This window comes from Pseudomonas sp., assembly GCF_036387035.1.
Lineage (GTDB): Bacteria > Pseudomonadota > Gammaproteobacteria > Pseudomonadales > Pseudomonadaceae > Aquipseudomonas.
The window spans coordinates 1-22,479 of record NZ_DASVUM010000027.1 but is presented as its reverse complement, the minus strand read 5'-3'; the positions used below and the strand labels follow the sequence as shown (position 1 = coordinate 22,479).

General features: G+C 62.1%; 13 protein-coding genes. 7 read left to right on the top strand and 6 right to left on the bottom strand.

All coding sequences use genetic code 11. The features are described 5' to 3' along the window. Window positions 1-281: 281 nt before the first annotated feature. Window positions 282-4,847, bottom strand: a complete 4,566-nt coding sequence (locus tag VF672_RS02770; RefSeq protein WP_331101210.1) for a dermonecrotic toxin domain-containing protein — start codon at window positions 4,845-4,847, stop codon at window positions 282-284. Between the two features lie 298 nt (window positions 4,848-5,145). Here VF672_RS02770 and VF672_RS02765 point away from each other — a divergent pair, with 298 nt between their 5' ends. Then, window positions 5,146-6,438: an MFS transporter gene (locus VF672_RS02765; protein WP_331101209.1), complete on the top strand. Its 1,293-nt coding sequence runs from the start codon at window positions 5,146-5,148 to the stop codon at window positions 6,436-6,438. Between the two features lie 132 nt (window positions 6,439-6,570). On the opposite strand, the gene VF672_RS02760 is transcribed toward VF672_RS02765, so the two are convergent. Continuing rightward, window positions 6,571-8,034, bottom strand: coding sequence for a glyceraldehyde-3-phosphate dehydrogenase (locus tag VF672_RS02760; RefSeq protein WP_331101211.1), 1,464 nt, complete (start codon window positions 8,032-8,034; stop codon window positions 6,571-6,573). A 169-nt stretch (window positions 8,035-8,203) separates the two neighbouring features. On the opposite strand from VF672_RS02760, the gene mfd reads away from it, so the two are divergent. From mfd to VF672_RS02745, 3 genes are read left to right on the top strand one after another with little or no spacing between them, the layout of a single operon-like run. Next, on the top strand, window positions 8,204-11,668 hold the full coding sequence (mfd, locus tag VF672_RS02755) for a transcription-repair coupling factor (RefSeq protein ID WP_331101207.1): 3,465 nt from the start codon (window positions 8,204-8,206) through the stop codon (window positions 11,666-11,668). 9 nt (window positions 11,669-11,677) lie between these two features. Next, window positions 11,678-12,214 (top strand): CsiV family protein, encoded by a 537-nt coding sequence (locus VF672_RS02750; protein ID WP_331101205.1) that lies wholly within the window; start codon window positions 11,678-11,680, stop codon window positions 12,212-12,214. A 13-nt stretch (window positions 12,215-12,227) separates the two neighbouring features. Continuing rightward, complete coding sequence (locus VF672_RS02745) at window positions 12,228-14,933, top strand: DEAD/DEAH box helicase (protein WP_331101203.1); 2,706 nt, start codon at window positions 12,228-12,230, stop codon at window positions 14,931-14,933. A 1,033-nt stretch (window positions 14,934-15,966) separates the two neighbouring features. Here the strand turns inward: VF672_RS02745 and VF672_RS02740 are convergent. Beyond that, window positions 15,967-17,625, bottom strand: a complete 1,659-nt coding sequence (locus VF672_RS02740) for a VRR-NUC domain-containing protein (RefSeq protein ID WP_331101202.1) — start codon at window positions 17,623-17,625, stop codon at window positions 15,967-15,969. Between the two features lie 150 nt (window positions 17,626-17,775). Here VF672_RS02740 and VF672_RS02735 point away from each other — a divergent pair, with 150 nt between their 5' ends. Further along, entirely contained in the window at window positions 17,776-18,279 is a 504-nt protein-coding gene (locus VF672_RS02735) for a nucleoside 2-deoxyribosyltransferase (RefSeq protein WP_331101201.1), read from the top strand. Between the two features lie 206 nt (window positions 18,280-18,485). On the opposite strand, the gene VF672_RS02730 is transcribed toward VF672_RS02735, so the two are convergent. Together VF672_RS02730 and VF672_RS02725 are read right to left on the bottom strand one after the other, a co-directional pair. Beyond that, window positions 18,486-18,701, bottom strand: a complete 216-nt coding sequence (locus VF672_RS02730; protein ID WP_331101199.1) for a hypothetical protein — start codon at window positions 18,699-18,701, stop codon at window positions 18,486-18,488. Between the two features lie 62 nt (window positions 18,702-18,763). Then, window positions 18,764-19,666 carry a LysR family transcriptional regulator gene (locus VF672_RS02725; RefSeq protein WP_331101197.1) on the bottom strand — a complete coding sequence of 301 codons (903 nt, stop codon included), beginning with the start codon at window positions 19,664-19,666 and terminating at the stop codon, window positions 18,764-18,766. Between the two features lie 135 nt (window positions 19,667-19,801). On the opposite strand from VF672_RS02725, the gene VF672_RS02720 reads away from it, so the two are divergent. Together VF672_RS02720 and VF672_RS02715 are read left to right on the top strand one after the other, a co-directional pair. Continuing rightward, entirely contained in the window at window positions 19,802-20,881 is a 1,080-nt protein-coding gene (locus VF672_RS02720; protein ID WP_414705561.1) for an AbrB family transcriptional regulator, read from the top strand. A 95-nt stretch (window positions 20,882-20,976) separates the two neighbouring features. After that, on the top strand, window positions 20,977-21,759 hold the full coding sequence (locus tag VF672_RS02715) for an exodeoxyribonuclease III (protein WP_331101193.1): 783 nt from the start codon (window positions 20,977-20,979) through the stop codon (window positions 21,757-21,759). Between the two features lie 451 nt (window positions 21,760-22,210). Here the strand turns inward: VF672_RS02715 and VF672_RS02710 are convergent. After that, window positions 22,211-22,479 (bottom strand): AGE family epimerase/isomerase (locus tag VF672_RS02710; protein WP_331101191.1); only part of this gene is annotated, 269 nt, incomplete at its 5' end.

Genomic DNA, 22,479 nt, shown 5'->3' with positions numbered 1-22,479 from the left:
CTCCTCAGAACTGGCCGAGACACCCATCTGGTGCCTCCGGCTGAATCATGCCGCCGCGCGGGCGGCTTGAAGGTCGAAACTCGCGGCGCAGTCTAGTCTCACCGAAGGAAAAGGACCATTAACCCTTGGTCGCGTCCCCCGACAGATGCCTTGCGCCTGCGCAAATCGAGTGCTGGATGCGCACTCGACTGCGCAATTGCTGCGGATGATAAATCTGTTGACGCTACGATTCCTAAAAAAATCGCAAGACCCTGCATCCGACCGACGGCTTGCCGGGCAATTTACTCGGCCAGATGCAGAAACAACCGCTGCGCCAGTTCCTTGCCGATTGCGCTGCGATAGATATTCACCACTTCTTTATTGTCTTTGGCTGCCTTGAGCATTGCCTTGTAACCCATGAGGCGCTGTTCAGGCAGTTTCAGGTGCGCGGCGGTGAAGGCATCCGCTGCCGCCTGCTCGCTGGCGTAGTGAAAATGTGCCCACCACAGCAGGTGGTCGTCCTTGTCGCGAATCGCGTATTCCTGGACGAAGTCGTTACGGCGGGCGCCCGACATGTTTTTCCGCCCCTCGACCCGGGCGATGTGCACCTCGTGCAGTCGATCCAGGTAGCTGATCCGGCTGGCGGTCGGCGGCTGGCGTTTGATCATCTCGATACGCAGCTGACGCCCCTGCTCCCGAAATCGCGACTGGCCCGCCTGCAAATCCGTCAGCATGACCTGCAGCGATCGGGCGCTGGCCTCGCCCGCCTGGGGATCGTCAAGATGGATTTTCAGTTTCTCCATGAGCTCAGCCAGCTTGTCGGCCTTTTGCACCAGGATGTCTTCCATGTCCTCGGGCTCATTGGCGCGACGTGACTGACGCACCGCGGCGGCGATATCGGGCTCCACCCGCTCCAGCAGGGCGCGGCCACGGCGCATGAGCTCGGGCAGCGGGACGATGCTGTCGCGACTGGCCAGCTTGCGACGCTGATCCTCCAGTTCCACCCACTCTCCCTCGGCGTGCTGGTGGTAGGAGCCGATCACCCGGTCGCCGATGGCTGCCTTGACTTCAACCACCTCCCCCAGCAAAGGCTCTGCGCCCTCGCGCAAGCGACCGATCAAGGTGCGTTGCCCGCGGGTCTTGATCACCCGTTTGCGCGGCTGGGTCAGCCTTGGAACGTATTCGGCCGGCGTGTCAGCGGGCTCCTCGCTCTCGCGAATGAGTTCGCAAAGACGGTGTTCGGCCCGGTCGGAAATGGCGGACAGATCGTCGAAGAAGCGCTGAAAATGCGCGGTGTTTACCGCTTCAGGCTCAGTTTCGAAGGCCGCCAGCGCTACCATTGAAGCGCGGTCGTACTCGCGCAGCGAGCTTTCCAGCACGCCGATCTGTTCGTCGAGGGTGTAATCGTTCGGCATTTCAAGTTCCGCCTGCGAGGTCAGCGCAGCGTGCAGCGGGTCGTCGCTGAGCAGCCGCTTGAGCGTCACTGCCTTGCGAGTGTCGAGGATGCTTTCGCCATTGAACGACAGTTCGAGGGACGACCACATGCGACTGGCGCGCCAATCGACGAGCGAAAACATCCGGCTGTTGTAAAATTCAAGCGCTTCCACGCGCCAATAGTCTTCGCCGACTTTCGGCACATCGCGCAGTCGCTGCCACAGGCCTTCCCTGACCGTGGACCAATGAAGACCCGCCTCCTGCAGCAGCAAGGTTTTCTCGAACAGCCCTAGATACAGGCCGACATTTTCGGACGTCATCTCCGGGGATACTTCACGCATGCGGGCCAAATCTTCGCGGGCCAAGACGAGCATATCGCTCAACAGGACGCCCTCCAGCAGGCATATTCGCCGAGCGATGCCTTGCAGGTCTTTGGCATAGGCCTTGTCGCCGGTGCGATCAGCCGGCCGCAGCTGTTGATCCAGTTCATTCTTGCGGTCGACGATCTCGATGACGCTGCGAATGTCTGTTTCCAGCAACGGAATGACCTGCGAATGCTCATCCGCCGGCATACCGTCAATGCGGTTGTCGTTTTCTACCATCCGGGCGTAGAGGTCGCTCTGGCGCTTCAACAGCGCTAACTTCTCCGCGTTGACGCGCTTGAGCCGCTCTGCATTTTCCAGCGCCAGTTGCCGCGCACTGCGCTTGGGGCCTCCACCGCGCAGACGCAGGGTGAGGTCCAGCCGCCAGACCTCACCCTCGCGGACCAGCCGAGGGCCGGTACGCGTGAGGTTTTGCGAATCGACAATCTGCACGTCATCGTCGCCGACCTGCACGTTGAAAACGGCGTTGTCGACGCGCGCGTACCAACCGCCGTTCCATTCAAACAAGCCTTGGGTGCCGGGCGCGTTCGACGGTTCCGGCAGCTCGGGCCCGGGCTGAATTTCAAACGACCGCAGCGCGGTTCTTTGCGCGGGTGTCAGGTTCAGGTCCGGCCGCGACCAGAAAGAATCAAGCCGCAGGGTCGGGCCGACCGACGTTATCGCCGCATCAGGCTGGACGGCGGGCGCGGCCTGGGTCACGGGTTTCGATGACGCCGTTAACAGTTCAGCCAGCTTCGGTCGGGCAACCGGGGCAATGCGCCGGCGCGCCGGCAGGTGGCCATCGCTCAATGCACTGTGCATCAACAGCATCGCCACGCCCAGGAGCATATTGCCCATGGATTCTGCACGTTCACTCGCGCTGGCATCACTGCCCACGGCCAGCGCTCCTTGCGCTTGATCCATCAGTTGCACCAGCCACAGCGCGTTACCGAGCGGACCGCAGAGAAACGGCATAACCGAGTCCAGCGCCAGCCAGCCACCCCGCTTGAGCAAGGCCCAGCGGCTTTCGGCGTTGGAGGTGGACTGCATGTCTGCCAGTTCGATGAGCGCCGAGGCATTGGCCCGATACAGCGTAACCAAGGGATCGCCAACGACTTCGTCACTCGCCAGTTGCGCAGGAGCCGGCGTTTCCAGAGGCGCGAATTCCGAGCCCTGGCCGAAGCGCACGATATGGGGCTGTTCAAAACCGCCATTGGCGTAGACCTGACGCGGGTGATCATCCATCCAGGTCAGTACCTCGTCCTGAAGTTCGCCCGGCTCGCCGATGGCAGCACGCAGGGCCTCCCAGGATGTGAACTCGGTCAACGCGTGAGGCGAAAACGGTCGATACAGCACCACCGGGCCTTGGGCCACGTCACGATCACTGATCACAAACATGTTGGCGACCAGATCCGCAGGCGCTCCGACGGTTGCACGAAAGCCCAGCGGACGCAGGGTCGTGTTGCGCAGGCCCGAAGGGCGATCCTCCGGGGCTTGGACCAGGGCGGCCACACGCTGACAGGCGCTGTCGCAAAACAGCCCCCCGGCCCGCAGTTTCTGTTCCAGCGCCTGCAGTGGCAGTTGGGCGCGGAGTTGGTCCACATACAGCGTCTGGCGGCGGGATGACTCAGCGGGATCGGTAACCAACACGCGTTTTAGCAGCGCAGGGTAGCGGCGCCCGATATCCACCTGACAGACCAGCAGCCGCAGGTAATCAGCGCTGAACCAGTCCGGCGCCGGGCTACCATTGCCGTGCACGACGTGCAGCGCACCGGCCGGTTCGCCGGACAGGTTTTCCAGGGCGAATTGCGCGAGACTCATGCGTACCGGTTCGACCACGCCCGAGGCAATCATTTGACCGCCGCTGGCAATTGCGGCGGCGGCCACCTTGTTAATAACGACCTGCAGATCGGCGATCAGCAGATCCGCCGCCTCCGGGTGGTCGGCCAGCATCTGTCGCTGTAACTGCTGATGGGTGTAATCCAGCAGCGGCGGAATGTCTTCATCAAACGTCCTCCCTGTCCCCGCGCTCGCCCAGGCAATCATGCGACGACTGAAATCCATGCGGTCGACAGCGCTGGCGTTGCGTAGCCAATCCGGAAGTTGATCTGGCCTTTGCATCCCAGGGAGGGCCGGGAGCAGAAAACGCGTGATGTCCGAGGCCACGGCCGTGCGCCGTTCGAGATCAGCAAAGTCCTCTGCGGCCGCGTGATCGAGGTCGGCAAGCTGCTGTAACTGAGCGGCGAGGATCGACTGGGCCAATGCGTCGAACAGGTCGCCGTCCACCTCGCGCAGCGTCCAGGTGGATGGATGGCCGGCAGATTGCGCCGTGTCGACGCTTGCCATCAGATCATTCAGAGAAGCATGCCTGGCGATGGCGCCCGGAGACTTCCAACTGAAGAATACCTCCCGGCCGCCCCAAACACCGGTTGCCGCCAGCAGGGGCAACGTTGAGCGCTGTACGTCACCGTCCACCGTCTGCTCAGGAAGGCAGGCGCGAATGGCGTCGCCGTCATGGGCAGGGTCGATGTGCAGCATGAAGTTGCGCTGGATCTGGTCGGCGAAATAGCCGATGGGACGAAGAAAATCGCGCGCGTTATCGTCCAGCGTCGGGCTGTCGGTGACGGCTTTCAGAAACCCTCTCTTCAATGCATCAGAGAGCCGCGCCCAAGGGCTTTGCCCGTCTGCCGCCGGTTTCCCCCAGAAATCCACCAGCGCCTGCTGGAAGTCTTCGTTCAGCGCCAGCGCCACCGTGTCGACCAGAGTATTCAGCTGATCGAAATCGATTGGCGTGGCAGTGGCGCCCTGTACCTCGGGATTCAAGACCAGCGTGTTGCTGTCCGAGCGCCAGCGTGGGGTTTTACTCGCCAGAAAGGCCTGTTGCAGATTTCTGAACAGGGTTTCTGCGCGCTGATTGCCTTCCGGGGTCGTGCGGGTGATGACGGACACCTCGGGGTCGATGCCGAGCCGGGGGAAATGCTGTTGCAGCGCCGAACGCAACTGCTTGAGTGCGACGTCATGAAGGGTTGGGCGCTGTGAAATCACAGCGATCAGGTCGAATTTTGGGCTCATTTGCCAGTTAACTCAGGGAATGTGTGAAGGATCGCTCGGTGACCTGTCAGGCACTGGGCGAATTTGCGGCGAGTTAAACCGGGAAGGAGCGCAGCGGTGGGATACATAGATATTGTTTTTAAGCGGGCGCAGCACGGCAACCCATGGTCAGCGCGCAGGGGGTTCTGATTGCCAGCCGCCAGCTTTACACATATCGTTACAAATCTACGGCACGCGAGGCCAAGCTTGCGCGCCGTGGCAGAGGACGCATAAATACAACGGATCCCCCCAGCTAGACAGCTTAAGTGAGTAATTCCAGATGGCCTCGAACACAGGCAAAGGCAAGGCGATATTTCGCGTTGTCAGCGGCAACTTCCTTGAAATGTTTGACTTCATGGTCTATGGCTTTTACGCCACGGCCATCGCCAAAACCTTCTTTCCCGCCGACAGTGAATTCGCATCGCTGATGCTGTCGCTCGCGACCTTCGGTGCCGGCTTCCTCATGCGCCCGCTGGGTGCGATTTTCCTCGGCGCCTACATCGACCATCACGGCCGGAAAAAGGGCCTGGTCATTACGCTGGCCATGATGGCCATGGGTACGGTGCTGATTGCCTGCGTGCCAGGCTATGCGACCTTGGGCGTCGCCGCGCCGCTGCTGGTCTTGATCGGACGTCTGCTGCAAGGCTTCTCGGCCGGGGTTGAACTCGGTGGTGTGTCGGTTTACCTGGCGGAAATCTCCACGCCGGGTCGCAAAGGCTTCTTTGTCAGCTGGCAGTCGGCTAGCCAACAGGCGGCGGTGGTGTTCGCTGGTCTGCTGGGCGTGGGCCTCAACCACTGGCTGAGCCCCGAAGAAATGGGCCAGTGGGGCTGGCGCGTACCGTTCCTGATAGGTTGCCTGATCGTGCCGGCGATTTTCGTGATCCGCCGCTCGCTGGAAGAAACCCCTGAGTTCGAAGCCCGCGCCCAGCATCACCGCCCTTCGCTGGGTGAAGTGGTCAAGTCGATTGGCCAGAACTTCGGTCTGGTGATCGCCGGCATGGCGCTGGTGGTCATGACCACTGTGTCGTTCTATCTGATCACCGCCTACACACCGACCTTCGGCAAGAACGAGCTGCACCTGTCTGATCTGGACAGCTTGCTGGTGACCGTCTGCGTCGGTATTTCGAACTTCATCTGGCTGCCGGTGATGGGCGCGCTGTCTGACAGAATCGGCCGCAAGCCACTGCTGCTGGCGGCGACCATTCTGGCGATTATCACGGCCTACCCTGCCCTGTCGTGGCTGACCGCCAACCCGAGCTTCGTCAATCTGCTGATGGTCGAGCTGTGGCTGTCCTTCTTGTACGGCTCGTACAACGGCGCCATGGTGGTGTCCCTGACCGAAATCATGCCGGTCGAAGTGCGCACCACCGGTTTCTCCCTGGCGTACAGCCTGGCCACCGCCACGTTCGGTGGCTTCACGCCGGCGGCCTGTACCTACCTGATCCACGTGCTGGACAATAAGGCGGCACCGGGCATCTGGCTGAGCGGCGCCGCCGTGCTGGGCCTGATCGCCACACTGGTGCTGTTCCGCAAGGGTCAGACACGGATTCAGGGTGTGACGGCGGTCGGCTGATCGCCGAGAGCTATAAGCTGCAAGCTGCAAGCTGCAAGCTGCAAGCAAAAAAAACGCCCCGACTGGTTCGGGGCGTTTTCGTTTTTACTTAAGCTTAAAGCTTAAAGCTTAAAGCTTACCGCTGCTTTCAACCTACTTCGGGAATGCCGGCGGGTTGACCCCGGTCATTTCTTCCATCACGCGGACAACCTGGCAGCTGTAGCCGAATTCGTTGTCGTACCAGACGTACAGCACAACGCGGTTATCCATGGCGATGGTTGCTTCAGCGTCCACCACGCCGGCGTAGCGCGAGCCAACGAAGTCGGTGGAAACCACTTCCAGCGAGTTCACGAAGTCGATCTGTTTGTGCAGATCCGAATACAACGCGGTGTGGCGCAGGTACTCGTTCATCTCTTCGCGGGTGGTCGCGGTCCCCAGGTTCAGGTTGAGGATGGCCATGGACACGTTCGGCGTTGGCACGCGGATCGCGTTGCCGGTCAGCTTGCCGGCCAGCTCGGGCAGTGCCTTCGCTGCGGCAGTGGCCGCGCCGGTTTCGGTGATGACCATGTTCAGCGCGGCGCTGCGGCCACGGCGATCGCCCTTGTGGAAGTTGTCGATCAGGTTCTGGTCGTTGGTGTACGAGTGAACCGTTTCAACGTGGCCGTTGACGATGCCGAACTTGTCGTTGACTGCCTTGAGCACCGGCACGATGGCGTTGGTGGTGCAGGACGCCGCCGAGATGATCTTGTCATCGTCGGTGATCTGGTCGTGGTTGATGCCGTGCACGATGTTCTTCAGCTTGCCCTTGCCCGGTGCGGTCAGGACCACGCGGTCGATGCCCGGGCATTGCAGGTGCTGGCCCAGACCGTCGGCATCACGCCATACACCGGTGTTGTCGACCAGCAGCGCGTCTTTGATGCCGTATTGGGTGTAATCCACCTCGGCCGGGTTCTTGGCGTAGATGACCTGAATCAGGTTGCCGTTGGCGCAGATGGTGTTGTTGGCTTCATCGATGGTGATCGTACCGTCGAAGGGGCCGTGTACCGAGTCACGGCGCAACAGGCTTGCGCGCTTGACCAGATCGTTCTCAGCGCCCTTGCGCACGACAATGGCGCGAAGACGCAGGCCGTCGCCGCCACCGGTTTTCTCGATCAGGATGCGTGCCAGCAGACGACCGATGCGACCGAAGCCGTACAGAACGACGTCGGTGCCCTTGCGCTCGCCGGCGTGCTGCTTGCCAACGATCTCGGCCATTTCTTCACGCACGAACGCTTCGGCGGTGCGACCGTTGCCTTCGGCCTTGTACTTCACGGCCAGCTTGCCCAGGTCCACCGAAGCGGCACCCAGTTTCAGCTCGCTCATGGCTTTGACCAGAGGAAACGTCTCGTGGACGGACAACTCGCTGGCATCGGCTTGACGGTGGCGCGCAAAGCGGTGTGCTTTGAGAATGGCAATGACTGAACGGTTGATCAGGCTGCGGCCATAGATCGAACTCACCACATTATTATTGCGGTAGAGCTGACCGATAAGCGGGATCATCGCCTCGGCGAGGGCTTCACGATCGATCCATTCACCAAGACACTGGTCGGGCTTCTGAGTCACGGTAACCTTCCACATGTAGGGGCTGAAAAAAGGGACTACATTATGCACAGGCCTTTGTTTATGAGCAATCCAGAGTTTTCTCGACCTGGAGCACTACATAATTGCGAGCGCACAAAACTGACAGCGTCTCTGCGGATTAGTTACACTCCAAGGCTTTGCCGCAACGCCTGGAGCTCTAACTTCCGTGCCCGTTCTGCGCCTACCGATTCTGCCTGCCGCGGCAGGCAAACAACATTGGGGTAATCTCCCCGGTGCCGCCCTGAGTCTCGCCATTGCCGAGGCTGCCAGCGCCGCGAAACGCTTCACCCTGCTGCTCACTGCAGACAGCCAGAGCGCCGAGCGTCTGGAGCAGGAACTGAAGTTTTTTGCGCCTGATCTGCCGGTTCTGCATTTCCCCGATTGGGAAACCCTGCCCTACGATCTGTTCTCGCCGCATCAGGACATCATCTCCCAGCGCATCGCCAGCTTGTACCGGCTGCCGGAACTGGTGCACGGCGTGCTGGTGGTGCCGATCACCACTGCCCTGCATCGTCTGGCGCCGACCACGTTCCTGCTCGGCAGCAGCCTGGTCCTGGACGTCGGTCAGAAGCTCGACGTCGAGGCCATGCGAACGCGCCTTGAAGCGAGCGGCTATCGCTACGTCGACACGGTGTACGAGCACGGCGAATTCACCGTTCGCGGGGCGCTGATCGACCTGTTCCCGATGGGCAGCAAGCTGCCTTACCGCATCGACCTGTTCGATGACGAGATCGAGACCCTGCGCACCTTCGAGCCGGAAACCCAGCGTTCCATCGACAAGGTCGATTCGGTGCGTTTGCTGCCGGCAAAGGAATTCCCGCTGCAGAAGGAAGCCGTGACGCGCTTCAAGGCGCGTTTTCGCGAACGCTTTGACGTCGACTTCCGCCGCAGCCCGATATTCCAGGACTTGAACAGCGGCATCACCCCGGCGGGTATCGAGTACTACATCCCGTTGTTTTTCGAAGAAACCTCCACGCTGTTCGATTACCTGCCCCAGGACACTCAGGTGTTCTCCATGCCGGGCATCGAAGCTGCCGCCGAGACCTTCTGGAAAGACGTGCGCAACCGTTACGAAGAGCGCCGCGTCGATCCGGAACGCCCGCTGCTGCCGCCGGCCGAGCTGTTCCTGCCGGTCGAGGACTGCTTTGCCCGCCTGAAGAACTGGCCGCGCGTGGTCGCAAGTCACGACGACGTCGAAGCCGGCGTTGGCCGAGAGCGCTTTGCGGCGCAGACGCTGCCTGACCTGGCCATCGAAGCCAAGGCCACTCAACCGCTGGCCGCGCTGTCGACGTTCCTCGCCGAGTTTCCCGGCCGTGTGCTGTTCACCGCCGAATCCGCCGGTCGCCGGGAAGTGCTGCTGGAGCTGCTCGAACGCCTCAAGCTGCGCCCGAAAACGCTGGATAGCTGGCAGGAGTTCGTCGACAGCAAGGAGCGTCTGGCGATCACCATCGCCCCGCTGGACGAAGGCCTGGTACTGGAACAGCCGGCGCTGGCTCTGGTGGCCGAAAGCCCGCTGTTCGGTCAGCGGGTCATGCAGCGCCGCCGTCGCGACAAGCGCGCCGACAGCCATGCCAGCGATGCCGTGATCAAGAACCTGGCCGAGCTGCGTGAAGGTGCGCCGGTGGTGCACATCGATCATGGCGTCGGCCGCTATCTGGGGCTGGCCACGCTGGAAGTCGAAAACCAGGTCGCCGAGTTCCTCATGCTGGCCTACGCAGAAGAGGCCAAGCTCTACGTGCCGGTGAGCAACCTGCACCTGATTGCCCGATACACCGGCAGTGACGACGAACTTGCGCCGCTGCATCGTCTGGGTTCCGAGGCCTGGCAGAAAGCCAAGCGCAAGGCCGCCGAACAGGTGCGCGACGTGGCCGCCGAGCTGCTCGACATTTATGCCCGCCGCGCGGCGCGCGAGGGTTATGCCTTCGCCGATCCGAAGCTCGACTACGAAACCTTCAGCGCCGGCTTCCCGTTCGAAGAAACTCCGGACCAACAGACCACCATCGAGGCCGTGCGCGCCGACATGCTCGCGCCCAAGCCCATGGACCGTCTGGTCTGCGGGGACGTCGGTTTTGGCAAGACCGAAGTGGCCATGCGCGCCGCCTTCATCGCGGTGCACGGCGGCCGGCAGGTGGCGATCCTGGTTCCAACCACCCTCCTCGCCCAGCAGCACTACAACAGTTTCCGCGACCGCTTCGCCGACTGGCCGGTAACGGTCGAAGTGATGAGCCGCTTCAAATCAGCCAAAGAGATCAACGCGGCCGTGGCTGACCTGGCCGAGGGCAAGATCGACATCGTCATCGGCACCCACAAGTTGCTGCAGGACGACGTCAAGATCAAAAACCTGGGGCTGGTAATCATCGACGAAGAGCACCGCTTCGGTGTGCGTCAGAAGGAACAGCTCAAGGCACTGCGCAGCGAGGTCGACATCCTGACCCTCACCGCCACGCCGATCCCGCGCACCCTGAACATGGCCGTGGCCGGCATGCGCGATCTGTCGATCATCGCCACCCCGCCTGCCCGGCGTCTGTCGGTGCGCACGTTCGTCATGGAGCAGAACAAGCCGACGGTCAAAGAGGCGCTGCTGCGTGAGTTGCTGCGCGGCGGTCAGGTGTACTACCTGCACAACGACGTGAAGACCATCGAGAAATGCGCCGCCGACCTGGCCGAGCTGGTGCCGGAAGCGCGGATCGGCATCGGCCACGGGCAGATGCACGAGCGCGACCTCGAACAGGTGATGAGCGACTTCTACCACAAGCGTTTCAACGTGCTGATCGCCTCGACCATCATCGAGACCGGCATCGACGTGCCGAGCGCCAACACCATCATCATCGAGCGCGCCGACAAGTTCGGGCTGGCCCAGCTGCACCAGTTGCGCGGCCGGGTCGGGCGCAGTCACCACCAGGCCTACGCCTACCTGCTGACGCCGCCGCGCAAGCAGATCACCCCGGACGCCGAGAAGCGTCTGGAAGCGATTGCCAATACCCAGGACCTCGGCGCGGGCTTCGTGCTCGCCACCAACGACCTGGAAATCCGCGGCGCGGGCGAGCTGCTCGGCGAAGGCCAGAGCGGGCAGATCCAGGCGGTGGGTTTCACGCTGTACATGGAAATGCTCGAACGCGCGGTCAAGTCGATCCGCAAGGGCGAGCAGCCTAATCTCGATCAGCCGCTGGGCGGCGGTCCCGAGGTCAATCTGCGTGTGCCGGGGCTGATCCCTGAAGACTATTTGCCCGACGTGCACACGCGGCTGATTCTGTACAAGCGCATCGCCAACGCCGCCGACGAGGAAGGCCTCAAGGATTTGCAGGTCGAAATGATCGACCGCTTCGGGCTGCTGCCGGAGCCGACCAAGAATCTGGTGCGCCTGACCTCGCTCAAGCTGAAGGCCGAGCAACTGGGCATCAAGAAAGTCGACGGCGGGCCTCAGGGCGGCCGCATCGAATTTGCGGCCGAAACACCGGTAGACCCGCTGACGCTGATCAAGCTGATCCAGGCCCAACCCAAACGCTACAAGTTCGAAGGCGCCACGGTGTTCAAGTTCATGGTGCCGATGGAGCGTGCCGAGGAGCGTTTCAATACGCTGGAGGCGCTGTTCGAACGCTTGACCCCGCCGCCTTCCAAAAAATCGGTTTAAGGATTCACCATGCGTTTGACCCGCTCCCTCACCCTGCTGCTGGTGCTGTTGGCCCCGGCGGCCTTTGCCGATGGCACCTATCAGGTGGAATTGATCCTGTTCCGCCAGAATGGCGAGCCGGCCGCGACCAATCAACCCGCGCCGGAAGACTGGGCAGCCGGCGCGCAGCGGCTGGGCACGGATAACCAGACCCCGACAGCGCTCGACGGTCTGGTGAACAAGCTGGAATCAAGCGACGGCTACAAAGTGCTGCTGCACAAAGCCTGGCAACAGGACCTCAGCGCTGCGCCCGGCAAGGTGGCGATCAGTGACGGCCAGGAGCAGTTCGGCCACTTCCCCATCGAGGGCACGGTCAGCCTGGGCCTGGCGCGGTTTACCGACATTGACGCGAACTTCTGGGTCAACCAGCTGGACAGCCACGGCGTGCTGGTGACCAGCGAGCGGATGCGTCAGGCCACGCGCGTCAGAAACGGAGAACTTACTTATCTGGACAACGGAAGCCTGGCCATGCTGATCAAGGTTTCCCCCGTCCAGCCACCGCGTTGATTCGGGCCTAGACGTGTCGTCCCTATTGGAAAAAGCCCTCGCCCTGCCGTGGGAACCGTTGTTCAAAACGCAAACGGTGGAGCGTGGTTACGAGTACGCGCGACAGAAGCGCGTCATGCTCGAACACCTGAGCGGGGACGTCGTGCGCACGGTCTGCCGCGGCTCGAGCCTGGAAATCTACACCCAGACGCTGCTGTTCAAAGACCCCGAGCGCACGCGCAATTTCATCGTCGGCAAATGCACCTGCCCGGTCCGAAACAACTGCAAGCACTGTGCAGCAGCGCTGTACTTTTTGCAGGACCCGGAAAACAACCCCGGCATTCTCGCCGCGGTCGATGGCGAGGCGGTGGCGCGCAGGCCGAAGGTCGAAGAGAAGCCCAGGCTGCCCGAGCGCCTGGAAAAGAACATCAAGCCGGAGCCGCGGCTGATCCTCGCCAGCTTCGAGTACAGCGCCTACGAGCCGCGCAACGGCAAGATGCAACGGCACATCCAGCACCGGGCGGCCCTGGCGTTTCGCTACCGCGAATCCTATGTGTCCGGCGTGCCCGCGCCCGGTCGTGGCGGCGACATCCTCTGGCATCTGCCGGACGAGACGCTGCGCATGCGCCGGCACCCGGAGCGTGAAGGCGAGTACCGCAAGCAGCTGCAAGACCTGGGCTTTCGCATCGCGACCCGGCAGAGCAAGGCGCTGCCCGACAGCGCGGGCGAGATGTTCGAGTTGCCCACCGACAGGGCCTGGCTGAGCTTCATTCTGGATGATTTGCCACGCCTTCGCGCCGAAGGCTGGCAGATCGAAATGAGCGAAGACTTCGGCTTCGACGTGACGCCGGTGGACGATTGGTATGCCGTGGTGGACGAGGAGCCCGAGCGCGACTGGTTCGATCTCGAGCTGGGGATCATCGTCAACGGCGAACGGCTGAGCCTGCTGCCGATCCTGATCAATCTGCTGCGCACGCACCCGGAACTGATGACCGCCAGCGGTATCGCCAAGCGGCGGGACGACGAGCAGTTGCTGGTTCAGCTCAACCACTTCACCCAGCGCGGCGGCGTGCCGATTCAAGTGGCGTTGCCTTATGGCCGGCTGAAGCCGGTGCTGGCGGCCCTTGGGGATTTCTACTGGCGCGAAGACGGCAACAACGCGATTCGCCTGAACACCGCCGACGCCGCGCGGCTCAAGCAACTCGACGACCTGCCACTGGTGTGGCAAGGCGGCGATCGGCTGCGCCAGTTTTCCGAGCGGCTGCTGAACATCAAAGAGGTTCGCGGTGAAGTGCCGCCAGGCCTGAATGCCACGTTGCGGCCTTATCAGCTCGAGGGCCTCAGCTGGATGCAGGCGCTGCGTGAACTGGAAGTCGGCGGCGTGCTTGCCGATGACATGGGGCTGGGCAAGACCCTGCAAACCCTCGCGCACCTGCTGCTGGAGAAACAGGCCGGACGTCTCGACCGGCCGGCGCTGGTGGTGATGCCCACCAGCCTGATTCCCAACTGGATGGACGAGGCGAAGCACTTCACGCCGCAACTGAGGGTGCTGGCGCTGTATGGCACGCAGCGGCATCAGGATTTCAAGCACCTGCAGGATTACGACGTGATCCTGACCACCTATGCGCTGCTGCCCCGGGACGTCGAAGTGCTCAGCCAGCAGTTGCTGCATGTGTTGGTGCTCGATGAAGCGCAATACATCAAAAACCCCAACAGCAAAGCGGCGCAGGCGGCGCGTCAGCTGAATGCGCGTCAGCGCTTGTGCCTGAGCGGTACGCCGCTGGAAAACCACTTGGGTGAGCTGTGGTCGTTGTTCCATTTCCTGATGCCCGGCTGGCTGGGGGACGCCAAGCAGTTCAACAGCAACTACCGCACGCCGATCGAGAAGCTCGGCAACGAGCAGCGCCTTGAGCACCTCAATGCACGGATCAAGCCGTTCCTGCTGCGTCGGACCAAGGAACAGGTGGCCACCGAGCTGCCGCCCAAAACCGAGATCGTGCATTGGGTCGAGCTCAACGACGCTCAACGCGATGTCTATGAAACCATGCGTCTGGCAATGGACAAGAAGGTTCGTGACGAGATCACCCGCAAGGGCGTGGGGCGCAGCCAGATCATTATTCTCGAAGCGTTGCTCAAGCTGCGCCAGGTCTGCTGCGACCTGCGTCTGGTGAACAGCGCACCGGTCAACCCGCGGCAGTCGAGTTCGGCCAAGCTCGACAGCCTGATGGAGATGCTGGAAGAGTTGTTTGCCGAGAACCGCAAGATCCTGCTGTTCTCGCAATTCACGTCGATGCTGGAGTTGATCGAGGCGGAGTTGAAGCAGCGCGGGATCGCCTATTCGCTGCTGACCGGGAAGACCAAGGATCGGCGGGTGCCGGTGCAGGAGTTCCAGAGCGGCAAGCATTCGATTTTTTTGATCAGTCTGAAGGCGGGTGGCACGGGGCTGAATCTGACGGCGGCCGATACGGTGATTCACTATGATCCGTGGTGGAACCCTGCGGCTGAAAATCAGGCGACGGATCGGGCTTATCGGATTGGGCAGGACAAGCCGGTGTTCGTGTACAAGATGATTGCGCGGGGCACGGTGGAGGAGAAGATTCAGCATTTGCAGCAGGAGAAGGCGGCGCTGGCGGCGGGTGTGCTGGATGGGCGCAAGGCCGGGGACTGGAAGTTGCAGGATGAGGACATCGCGGCGCTGTTTGCGCCGTTGCCGGCGGTGGCCAAGAAAGCCAAGCGGTAGGGCGGGTGGTTTTAGGATCAAGATCAAGATCCTGAAGATCACAAGCGTCGGCCTGGGGGCAGACTGTTTCGCCTTCGGCGAGTTACTTGATACAGCCCCAAGTAACCAAGGGCTTGTGCTCCTGGTTTGGCCCTTCCTTCGTCAGGGTTCCTTCACTCCGGTCTCGCTCCGTGGGCCCGCCGCCATCCGCCATCCATGGCGGGGGGCGGCTCTCGCGGCATCCATGCCGCTCGGACCACTCACGAGACCTGCGTTCAGCCTGAACCCAAGTCGCGATTGTCGGCGTCTGTGCTTTCTGTGTATGAAGATCAAGTGCAGATCAAGTGCAGATCAAGTCCAGATCAAGTCCAGATCAAGTGCAGATCAAAGGCTTCCCGGCTGAAGCCGGTCCCACTGGCCGCACGCGATGTTAAATCGGGAACTGCTGAAGCCAAACCCACTGGCTGGATGCGGTGCTTTTAGTGGGACCGGCTTCAGCCGGGAAGAGGCCGGTCTGGGCGCCATCAATCCAGCGGATCAATGCCCGACGCCGATCATGCCCACGCTCCGCGTGGGCATGCATCCCGGGACGCTCCGCGTCCGTTCCGGTTGAAGGCAGTATCTATGGGGTAAACGCGGTGCTTTTAGCGGGACCGGCTTCAGCCGGGAAGAGGCCGGTCTGGGCGCCATCAATCCAGCGGATCAATGCCCGACGCCGATCGTGCCCACGCTACGCGTGGGCATGCATCCCGGGACGCTCCGCGTCCGTTCCGGTTGAAGCCAGTATCTATGGGGTACACGCGGTGCTTTTAGTGGGACCGGCTTCAGCCGGGAAGGGGCCGGTCTGGGCGCCATCAATCCAGCGGATCAATGCCCGACGCCGATCGTGCCCACGCTCCGCGTGGGCATGCATCCCGGGACGCTCCGCGTCCATTCCGGTTGAAGCCAGTATCTATGGGGATACGCGGTGCTTTTAGTGGGACCGGCTTTAGCCGGGAAGAGGCCCGTTCGGGCGCGGGCACTGTGGCGGATGTAGGGCGTTGGGCGTCCAGTGTCACCCGGCGGCCCGTACTTCTTCCGCCCATTTCACGTAACACACGACAACGGGCATTTCGTGTTCGGCGCAGAAGTCGATCCAGCGCAGTTGGTTGTCTTGCAGACGATCCCCGGGGCCTTTGACTTCGATCATTCGGTATCGGCGTTGCGCGGGGTAGAACTGGATGAGGTCGGGCATGCCCGTGCGGTTGGCTTTGATGTCTTGCAGCAGGCGCCGGAACCAGCGTTTGAGGTGCTGCGCCGGCAAGCAATGCAGGGCCTGATCCAGCAGCTCGGGGGTCAGCGTGCCCCAGAACACGAAGGGCGATTGCAGGCCGAACTTGTCGGCGTAGGTGGTGCGAATCGCTGCTTGGTAGCGCTGGTCGTCGAGCCGCGCCAGGCAGTCGTCGAACAGGGCCGCACGCCGCTGGTAGAAATCCGGGCTGTAGAGGTCGCTCGGCGCGCTGTGAAACGGATGGAAGAACGCGCCGGGCAACGGTGCAAAGATGGCCGGCCAGCAGAGCAGGCCGAACAGCGAATTGACCAGCGCATTCTCGACGTAATGCACCTCGCTGCCCTCTTCGGCCAGGTGCTGCTGGATAAGCCGTTCGACGCTGTGGTCCGGCAGCGGCAGCACGCTCAAGTCAAGCCGACTGACCGTCCGTTTCGTCCTCTTCTGCACACTCCCCTCACCCAGCTTGCGTTTGAGGCGCGGCTGTATACGCAGCAGGTGTTGGGTTTCTTCGTCGTTTTCCGGCGCCGCCTGGGCTTCCTGCAACAGCGTCATCGCCTCGAGGAAACGCTCACTGCGCTCAAGCACCCGAATCCTGCGCACACGGGCACCGGGATAGCTGGACTGGGCGTAGACACTGAGCGCCAGCGGCCAGTCCTGCTCGCGCTCGGCCTGCTGGCCGATCTTGAACAACAACTTGGCGCGACGCATGGCCAGCCACGGATTGTCGGTCTGCACCGCCAGCGCCTGAGGGGCCAGCTCGGTCAGGGCCATGCCCTCGTCCAGCGCCTGTCGGCAGGTGTGCAGATGCACGCAGATATCGATGTCGGCGCGTTGATTGATGCCACGGGACTCGACGGAAAATTCGACTTTTTCGTAGCGATAGATGCCCAGATCCGCCAGCACAAACTCCGACCACTCCTGGTACAGGTTGCCGAAGTAAAGCAAGCGAAGCCGGTCGCACAGCGGCATGACCTGAAGCCCGAAGATCACCTCTTCAAAGCCGGCAAACCACTCGTCGAGCCGCTGGGGCGCGCCATACGTCGGCAACAGGCGCTGCAACAGATCGGACTTTTTCTCGGAGCTCTTTACGCCGTGGGCCTTGAAGCATTGCCCCAGCTCATCTTTGCGCAGCAACGCAAACAGGGCGTGAAGATCAAGCGGGGGCTGACCGTCCACCCAGCCGGAGGCCAGCAGCGGCGCGGCGGCCAGCCGGACATCGCCGATTTCCGCGTAGTCCAGCTTGCTGGCGCGAAACAGCGTGCCCTTGCGCATGACCATGCGCACCAGCAAGGCTTGGGCTGGCTGGGGTAACCGGGCGAAGTCGTCGATGAACCGACGCTCGTCGTCATCGAGCAGATCGTCGTAGCGCAGGGCGATCCAGTTCAGCACCTGGCGGAAGTTTTCCAGGTAATAAAATGGATTGTCGAGGGGAGAAAGGCTCACGGCAGGGTCACGTAAAGGCTGACGAAAGAACGTCAGGATACTGGTTATCCGTACAGATTCCAGCCCCGCTTGCGGTAGGATGATGCCGGGCCGATCAACGGCCGCTGCCCGACCGTTAAACTCGATTCAACCCTTGTTCAGGAGATCACCATGCGTAGCGCTGGCACACCCCAGGTTTACCTGGCTGGCTTCGATGTGTTTCGCGCCGATGCCGTCAAACACGGCCGCTCTCTGAAAACCCTATGCGCTCAGCACGGTCTGCAGGGTTTGTACCCTTTCGACAATGACGTGCCGCCGGGGCTCAGCCCTGAAGAATCCGCAGCCGCTATCTGCAACGCCAACATCGCCATGATCCAGCGATGCGACGCGGTGCTGGCCAACCTGAACGTGTTTCGCGGCGCCGAGCCGGATTCAGGCACGGCGTTCGAAGTGGGCATGGCCGTGGCGCTCGGCAAACCGGTCTGGGCGTATTTCGCGGCCAACGGCGCGTTGCGCGACCAGATCGCCCATGACGCCTCGGGCTTCGATGCGCAGGGGTTTCAGGTGGAGGATTTCGGTCTGGCGCGCAATCTGATGCTGGCGTGTACCTGGGCCGGCAGCAGTGAGACGGCGGAACAGGCGATCGAGGCGTTGGCCGGGTTGCTAGCTGACTAAACGCAAACCCCAGTGGAAGATCATTGAGGCAGTGCCTGCGTTTCTGGCTGCCTCTACGCAACCTTGTGGGAGCGAGCTTGCTCGCGAAAAGGTAGGTACATCCGCTAAATCTCGTGCGGGTGTGCTGCCGTCTTCGCGAGCAAGCTCGCTCCCACAGGTTGTGTATTTGCTGGAAGTATCCGACAGCTGCGCGCCAACGCCCTCACCTATTCCAGCGTCGACGAACTGATGTCGAGCTTGTCGGCGTCGGCGAACTCGTCCAGTTCCAGTACGCTCAAATCCAGCTCGCCTTCGGGGTCGCGGTCTTCGTCGGCATCGGCGTCGTTGAGGGGGGACTGGTCACCGCCGACATGCGGTGCATCGTCGCTCGCAACATAACGGTGAACGAGGGTGTCGGGCTGGCTTGTCTGTACCTGCATCATTGACGCTCCGTAGGTGAATGTCTCTGCGCAGGCTACCTCACCCGGCGGGGTAAAAGCACAGGTTACGACCAACTGAGGAATGATCCGCCGTCATCGCGCAGCATCTGCACCATGGCGTGGGCGGCAGGCGACAGATAACCCTGGCGGCGCAGCATGACGCAAATAGTCCGCGCCATGGTGGTCTGCTCCAGCGACACCTCACGCAGGTCTTGCATGTTTTTGCCGAACTCCAGCGTCTCCCGGGCGATGAAACTCAGCAGGCTGGTCTGGGCAATCAGGCGCGGCAGCAGAGAGATCGAATTGGCTTCGATCTGCACCTCCGGCAGCGGCAAATCGTGGCGGGCAAAGGCGTCATCGACCCAGATGCGCGACGACACCCCGGCAGGCGGCAGCACCCAGCGATACCGACACAAGTCGCGCATCTCGAACGGCGCCTTGAAGATCGGATGGTTGCGGCTGGCAATCACCACCGCTTCGTCGGTCAGGATCGGATAAAAGGTGAATTCTTCCTCGGCGCCGCGCTGGGCGCAGATGATCATGTCCAGGTGCCCGGATCGCAGTTGCTCGCGCAGCATGTCGTCCTGACCGATTACCAGCTTGAGTGTGACTTGTGGCGAGCGTTTGAGCAGCGCGTTGGTCAGTTCGGGCAACAGGTATTCGGCCATGGTCGCCGCGCAGCCCAAGCGGATATCCCCTACCGCGCCGCTGGCGAAGTCGCGCACCTCGCGCTGGGTCTGGGCGATGCTTTGCTGCAGGACTTTGCCCCGCGCCTGCAACAGCTCGCCCACTGGCGTGAGCTTGATTCGTCGGCCATCGCGCTGGAACAGCCGGGTGCCAAACGATTCCTCCAGACGCTGAATGCTTTTGGTCAACGCCGGTTGGCTGCGATTGAGCTTTTCAGCGGCGCGCCCCAGATGACCGAGCTCGGCGATGGTTTCAAAATAGGTCAGGTCACGCAGGTCCATATATCAACCAAAGTTATCAATTCATGATTATTAGAAAATAGACTTGATCGATCGCGCTGTCGATACTGGCCGTCGTTGGAAAGCACCTCATTGGAAAGCACCTATCAGGAACAGCCAATGCTCTGGAGATCCGCGTTGCTACGCCCCACCTCGTTTGCCCTCGCCCATCAGCCCCCTCTGACCCAATGGTTGCTGCTCATTCTGACGGCCGGCAGTGCCGGTCAATTGTTCAAATACTTTCAGGTGCCCGCCGCCCTGTTTCTGGGTCCCATGCTGGTGGCGATCGGCTTCGGCGTCGCGGGGGCCAGTGTTCGCTTGAACAAGCACGTGTTTCGCCTGGGACAAGGCACGGTCGGCGTGCTGGTCGCCCACTCCATGACCGTTGGCGTGCTGCTTGCAGCAATGCAATCGTGGCACGTGATGGTGTTCGCCACGTTGCTCACCGTCGCGTTGAGCGCGGTGGTCGGCATCGGCATGGCGCGCTGGGGCGGCATCCAGAGCAGCACCGCGGCCTGGGGGACCTCGCCGGGGGCGGCGTCGGCGATGGTGGCGATGTCCGAGGATTACGGCGCCGACTCGCGGGTGGTTGCCACCATGCAATACGTGAGGGTGGTCTGCGTGGTGATGGTCGGTGCGCTGGTCAGTCGATTGATTGGCGCCGATGCCGGCGGTTCGGCCGCCCACAGTACAGGCGTGCTGTTGCACGGGATGAACCTGCTCAACCTGGGCTTGAGCCTGCTGGTGATCGTGATCGGCGTCACGCTCGGCAGTCGGTTGCCGGCCGGCGCGCTGCTGGTGCCCTTGCTGCTGGGCGGCGCGCTGCAGTTGAGCGGCCTGTTGCAAATCACGTTGCCCACCTGGGTGCTGGCAATCGCCTACGGGGCGATCGGCAGCTACATCGGCCTGCGCTTTGACCGCGAGACCATCCGCTACGTCTGGCGGCGGCTGCCGGCCATGGTTGCCGGCGCGCTGGTGCTGATTCTGCTCTGCGCACTGTCGGCCTGGGCCATCGCCGAGATGATGGGCAAGGACTTTCTTTCGGTGTACCTGGCCACCAGCCCCGGCGGCCTCGACGCGATGGCGATCATTGCCATCGACACGCATTCGGACGTCGGCTTCGTGCTGGCAATGCAAACCCTGCGGCTGTTTGGCGTGATCGTTACCGGCGCCTATATTGCCCGGCAGGTGATTCGCGTGTCGCAACGCTTCGCCTGAATTCCCTAAGCCAGCCAGCAGCAGGCGCTGCGCATTGCGATGGAATCTTCGACGATCTGCCGCCCTCCAACGCTTCACACTCATTGGAGAACGCCATGGCCACGTTGAAAATCGCCACGTTCAATATCAACGGCATCCGCGCGCGGTTGCCGATTCTGTTGCAATGGCTGGAAAAAGAAGCGCCCGACATCGTGTGTTTGCAGGAACTGAAGGCGGCCGACACGGCCTTCCCTGCCGAGGACATCCGCAACGCTGGCTACGGCGTGATCTGGCAGGGCGAGCCGTCGTGGAACGGCGTGGCGATTCTGTCCCGCGACAGTGAGCCGCTGGAAATTCGGCGGGGCCTGCCGGGAAATGAAAAGGACAGCCACAGCCGTTATCTGGAGGCAGCTGTTCAGGGCGTGATCGTTGGATGCCTTTACCTGCCCAACGGCAACCCGCAGCCCGGGCCGAAGTTCGAGTACAAGCTGGACTGGTTCGAACACCTGATCACACACGCTGACTCGCTGTTCAAGAGCGAGCACCCGGTGGTGCTGGCCGGGGATTACAACGTCATCCCCACTGACGAGGACATCTACAACACCCGCTCATGGCTCAAGGATGCCCTGCTGCAACCGGAAAGCCGGGCGTGCTACCAACGCCTGCTGGATCAGGGCTGGACCGACGCGCTGCGCGCGAAGTTTCCTGATGAGCGGATTTACACCTTTTGGGACTATTTCCGTAACCACTGGAAGACCAACTCCGGGCTGCGCATCGACCATCTGCTGTTGAGCAAGGCGTTGGCCCCAAGGCTGAAAAATGCGGGAGTGGACCGTTGGGTCAGGGACCTGCCCCACGCCAGCGACCATGCGCCGACGTGGATTGAAGTGAAGGTTTGATCCGATGGTAGGTGCCTGATTGATCGAGGCGAGCCAAAGGCCGAGGCTGAACGTAAATCCGTAGGGGCCGGCTTGCTGGCGAAGGCATTGAGCGAGACACATCGCCCTCGCCTGACACGCCGGGTTCGCCAGCAAGCCGGCTCCTACAGGGACTTCGGCGATTCCGTCATCTGCGGCGAACAAAGTTCCGTGGGAGCCGGCTTGCTAGCGAAGGCATTGAGCCAGACATATCGCCCTCGCCTGACACGCCGGGTTCGCCAGCAAGCCGGCTCCCACACGGACTTCGGCGATTCCGTCATCTGCGGCGAACAAAGTTCCGTAGGAGCCGGCTTGCTGGCGAAGGCATTTAGCCAGACACATCGCCTTCGCCTGACACGCCAGCAAGCCGGCTCCTACAGGGACTTCGGCGATTCCGTCATCTGCGGCGAACAGACTCCGCAAACGCCGGGGGTTAGGCCCGGTTCGCCAGCGCCGTCGCCAGGCTCAGCTCCAGCGGCAGTACCGGCAGCAGCGTCGCCTGATAGGCGTGGTAAAGGTCCGGCTTGCCCGGCCAGATGTCAGCGCTGGGCTGGTTTTGCTGGTTGAGCTCGTGGCGCCAGCTGCCGTTTTGGTAGTCGATGAACAGGGTTTCGTTAAATTCCCAGAACGTGCGGTACCAGTCTTCGTACTGTTGCTCATGGGTGCGTTGCAATAGTGCGGCGGCAGCGGCGGCCGCTTCGG

What these genes read in the sequence shown, in the direction of transcription:
- VF672_RS02770 (WP_331101210.1), bottom strand. Translation starts at nt 4,847, where the DNA reads ATGAGCCCAAAATTCGACCTGATCGCTGTGATTTCACAGCGCCCAACC.
- VF672_RS02765 (WP_331101209.1), top strand. Translation starts at nt 5,146, where the DNA reads ATGGCCTCGAACACAGGCAAAGGCAAGGCGATATTTCGCGTTGTCAGC.
- VF672_RS02760 (WP_331101211.1), bottom strand. Translation starts at nt 8,034, where the DNA reads ATGTGGAAGGTTACCGTGACTCAGAAGCCCGACCAGTGTCTTGGTGAA.
- VF672_RS02750 (WP_331101205.1), top strand. Translation starts at nt 11,678, where the DNA reads ATGCGTTTGACCCGCTCCCTCACCCTGCTGCTGGTGCTGTTGGCCCCG.
- VF672_RS02735 (WP_331101201.1), top strand. Translation starts at nt 17,776, where the DNA reads ATGCGTAGCGCTGGCACACCCCAGGTTTACCTGGCTGGCTTCGATGTG.
- VF672_RS02730 (WP_331101199.1), bottom strand. Translation starts at nt 18,701, where the DNA reads ATGATGCAGGTACAGACAAGCCAGCCCGACACCCTCGTTCACCGTTAT.
- VF672_RS02725 (WP_331101197.1), bottom strand. Translation starts at nt 19,666, where the DNA reads ATGGACCTGCGTGACCTGACCTATTTTGAAACCATCGCCGAGCTCGGT.
- VF672_RS02715 (WP_331101193.1), top strand. Translation starts at nt 20,977, where the DNA reads ATGGCCACGTTGAAAATCGCCACGTTCAATATCAACGGCATCCGCGCG.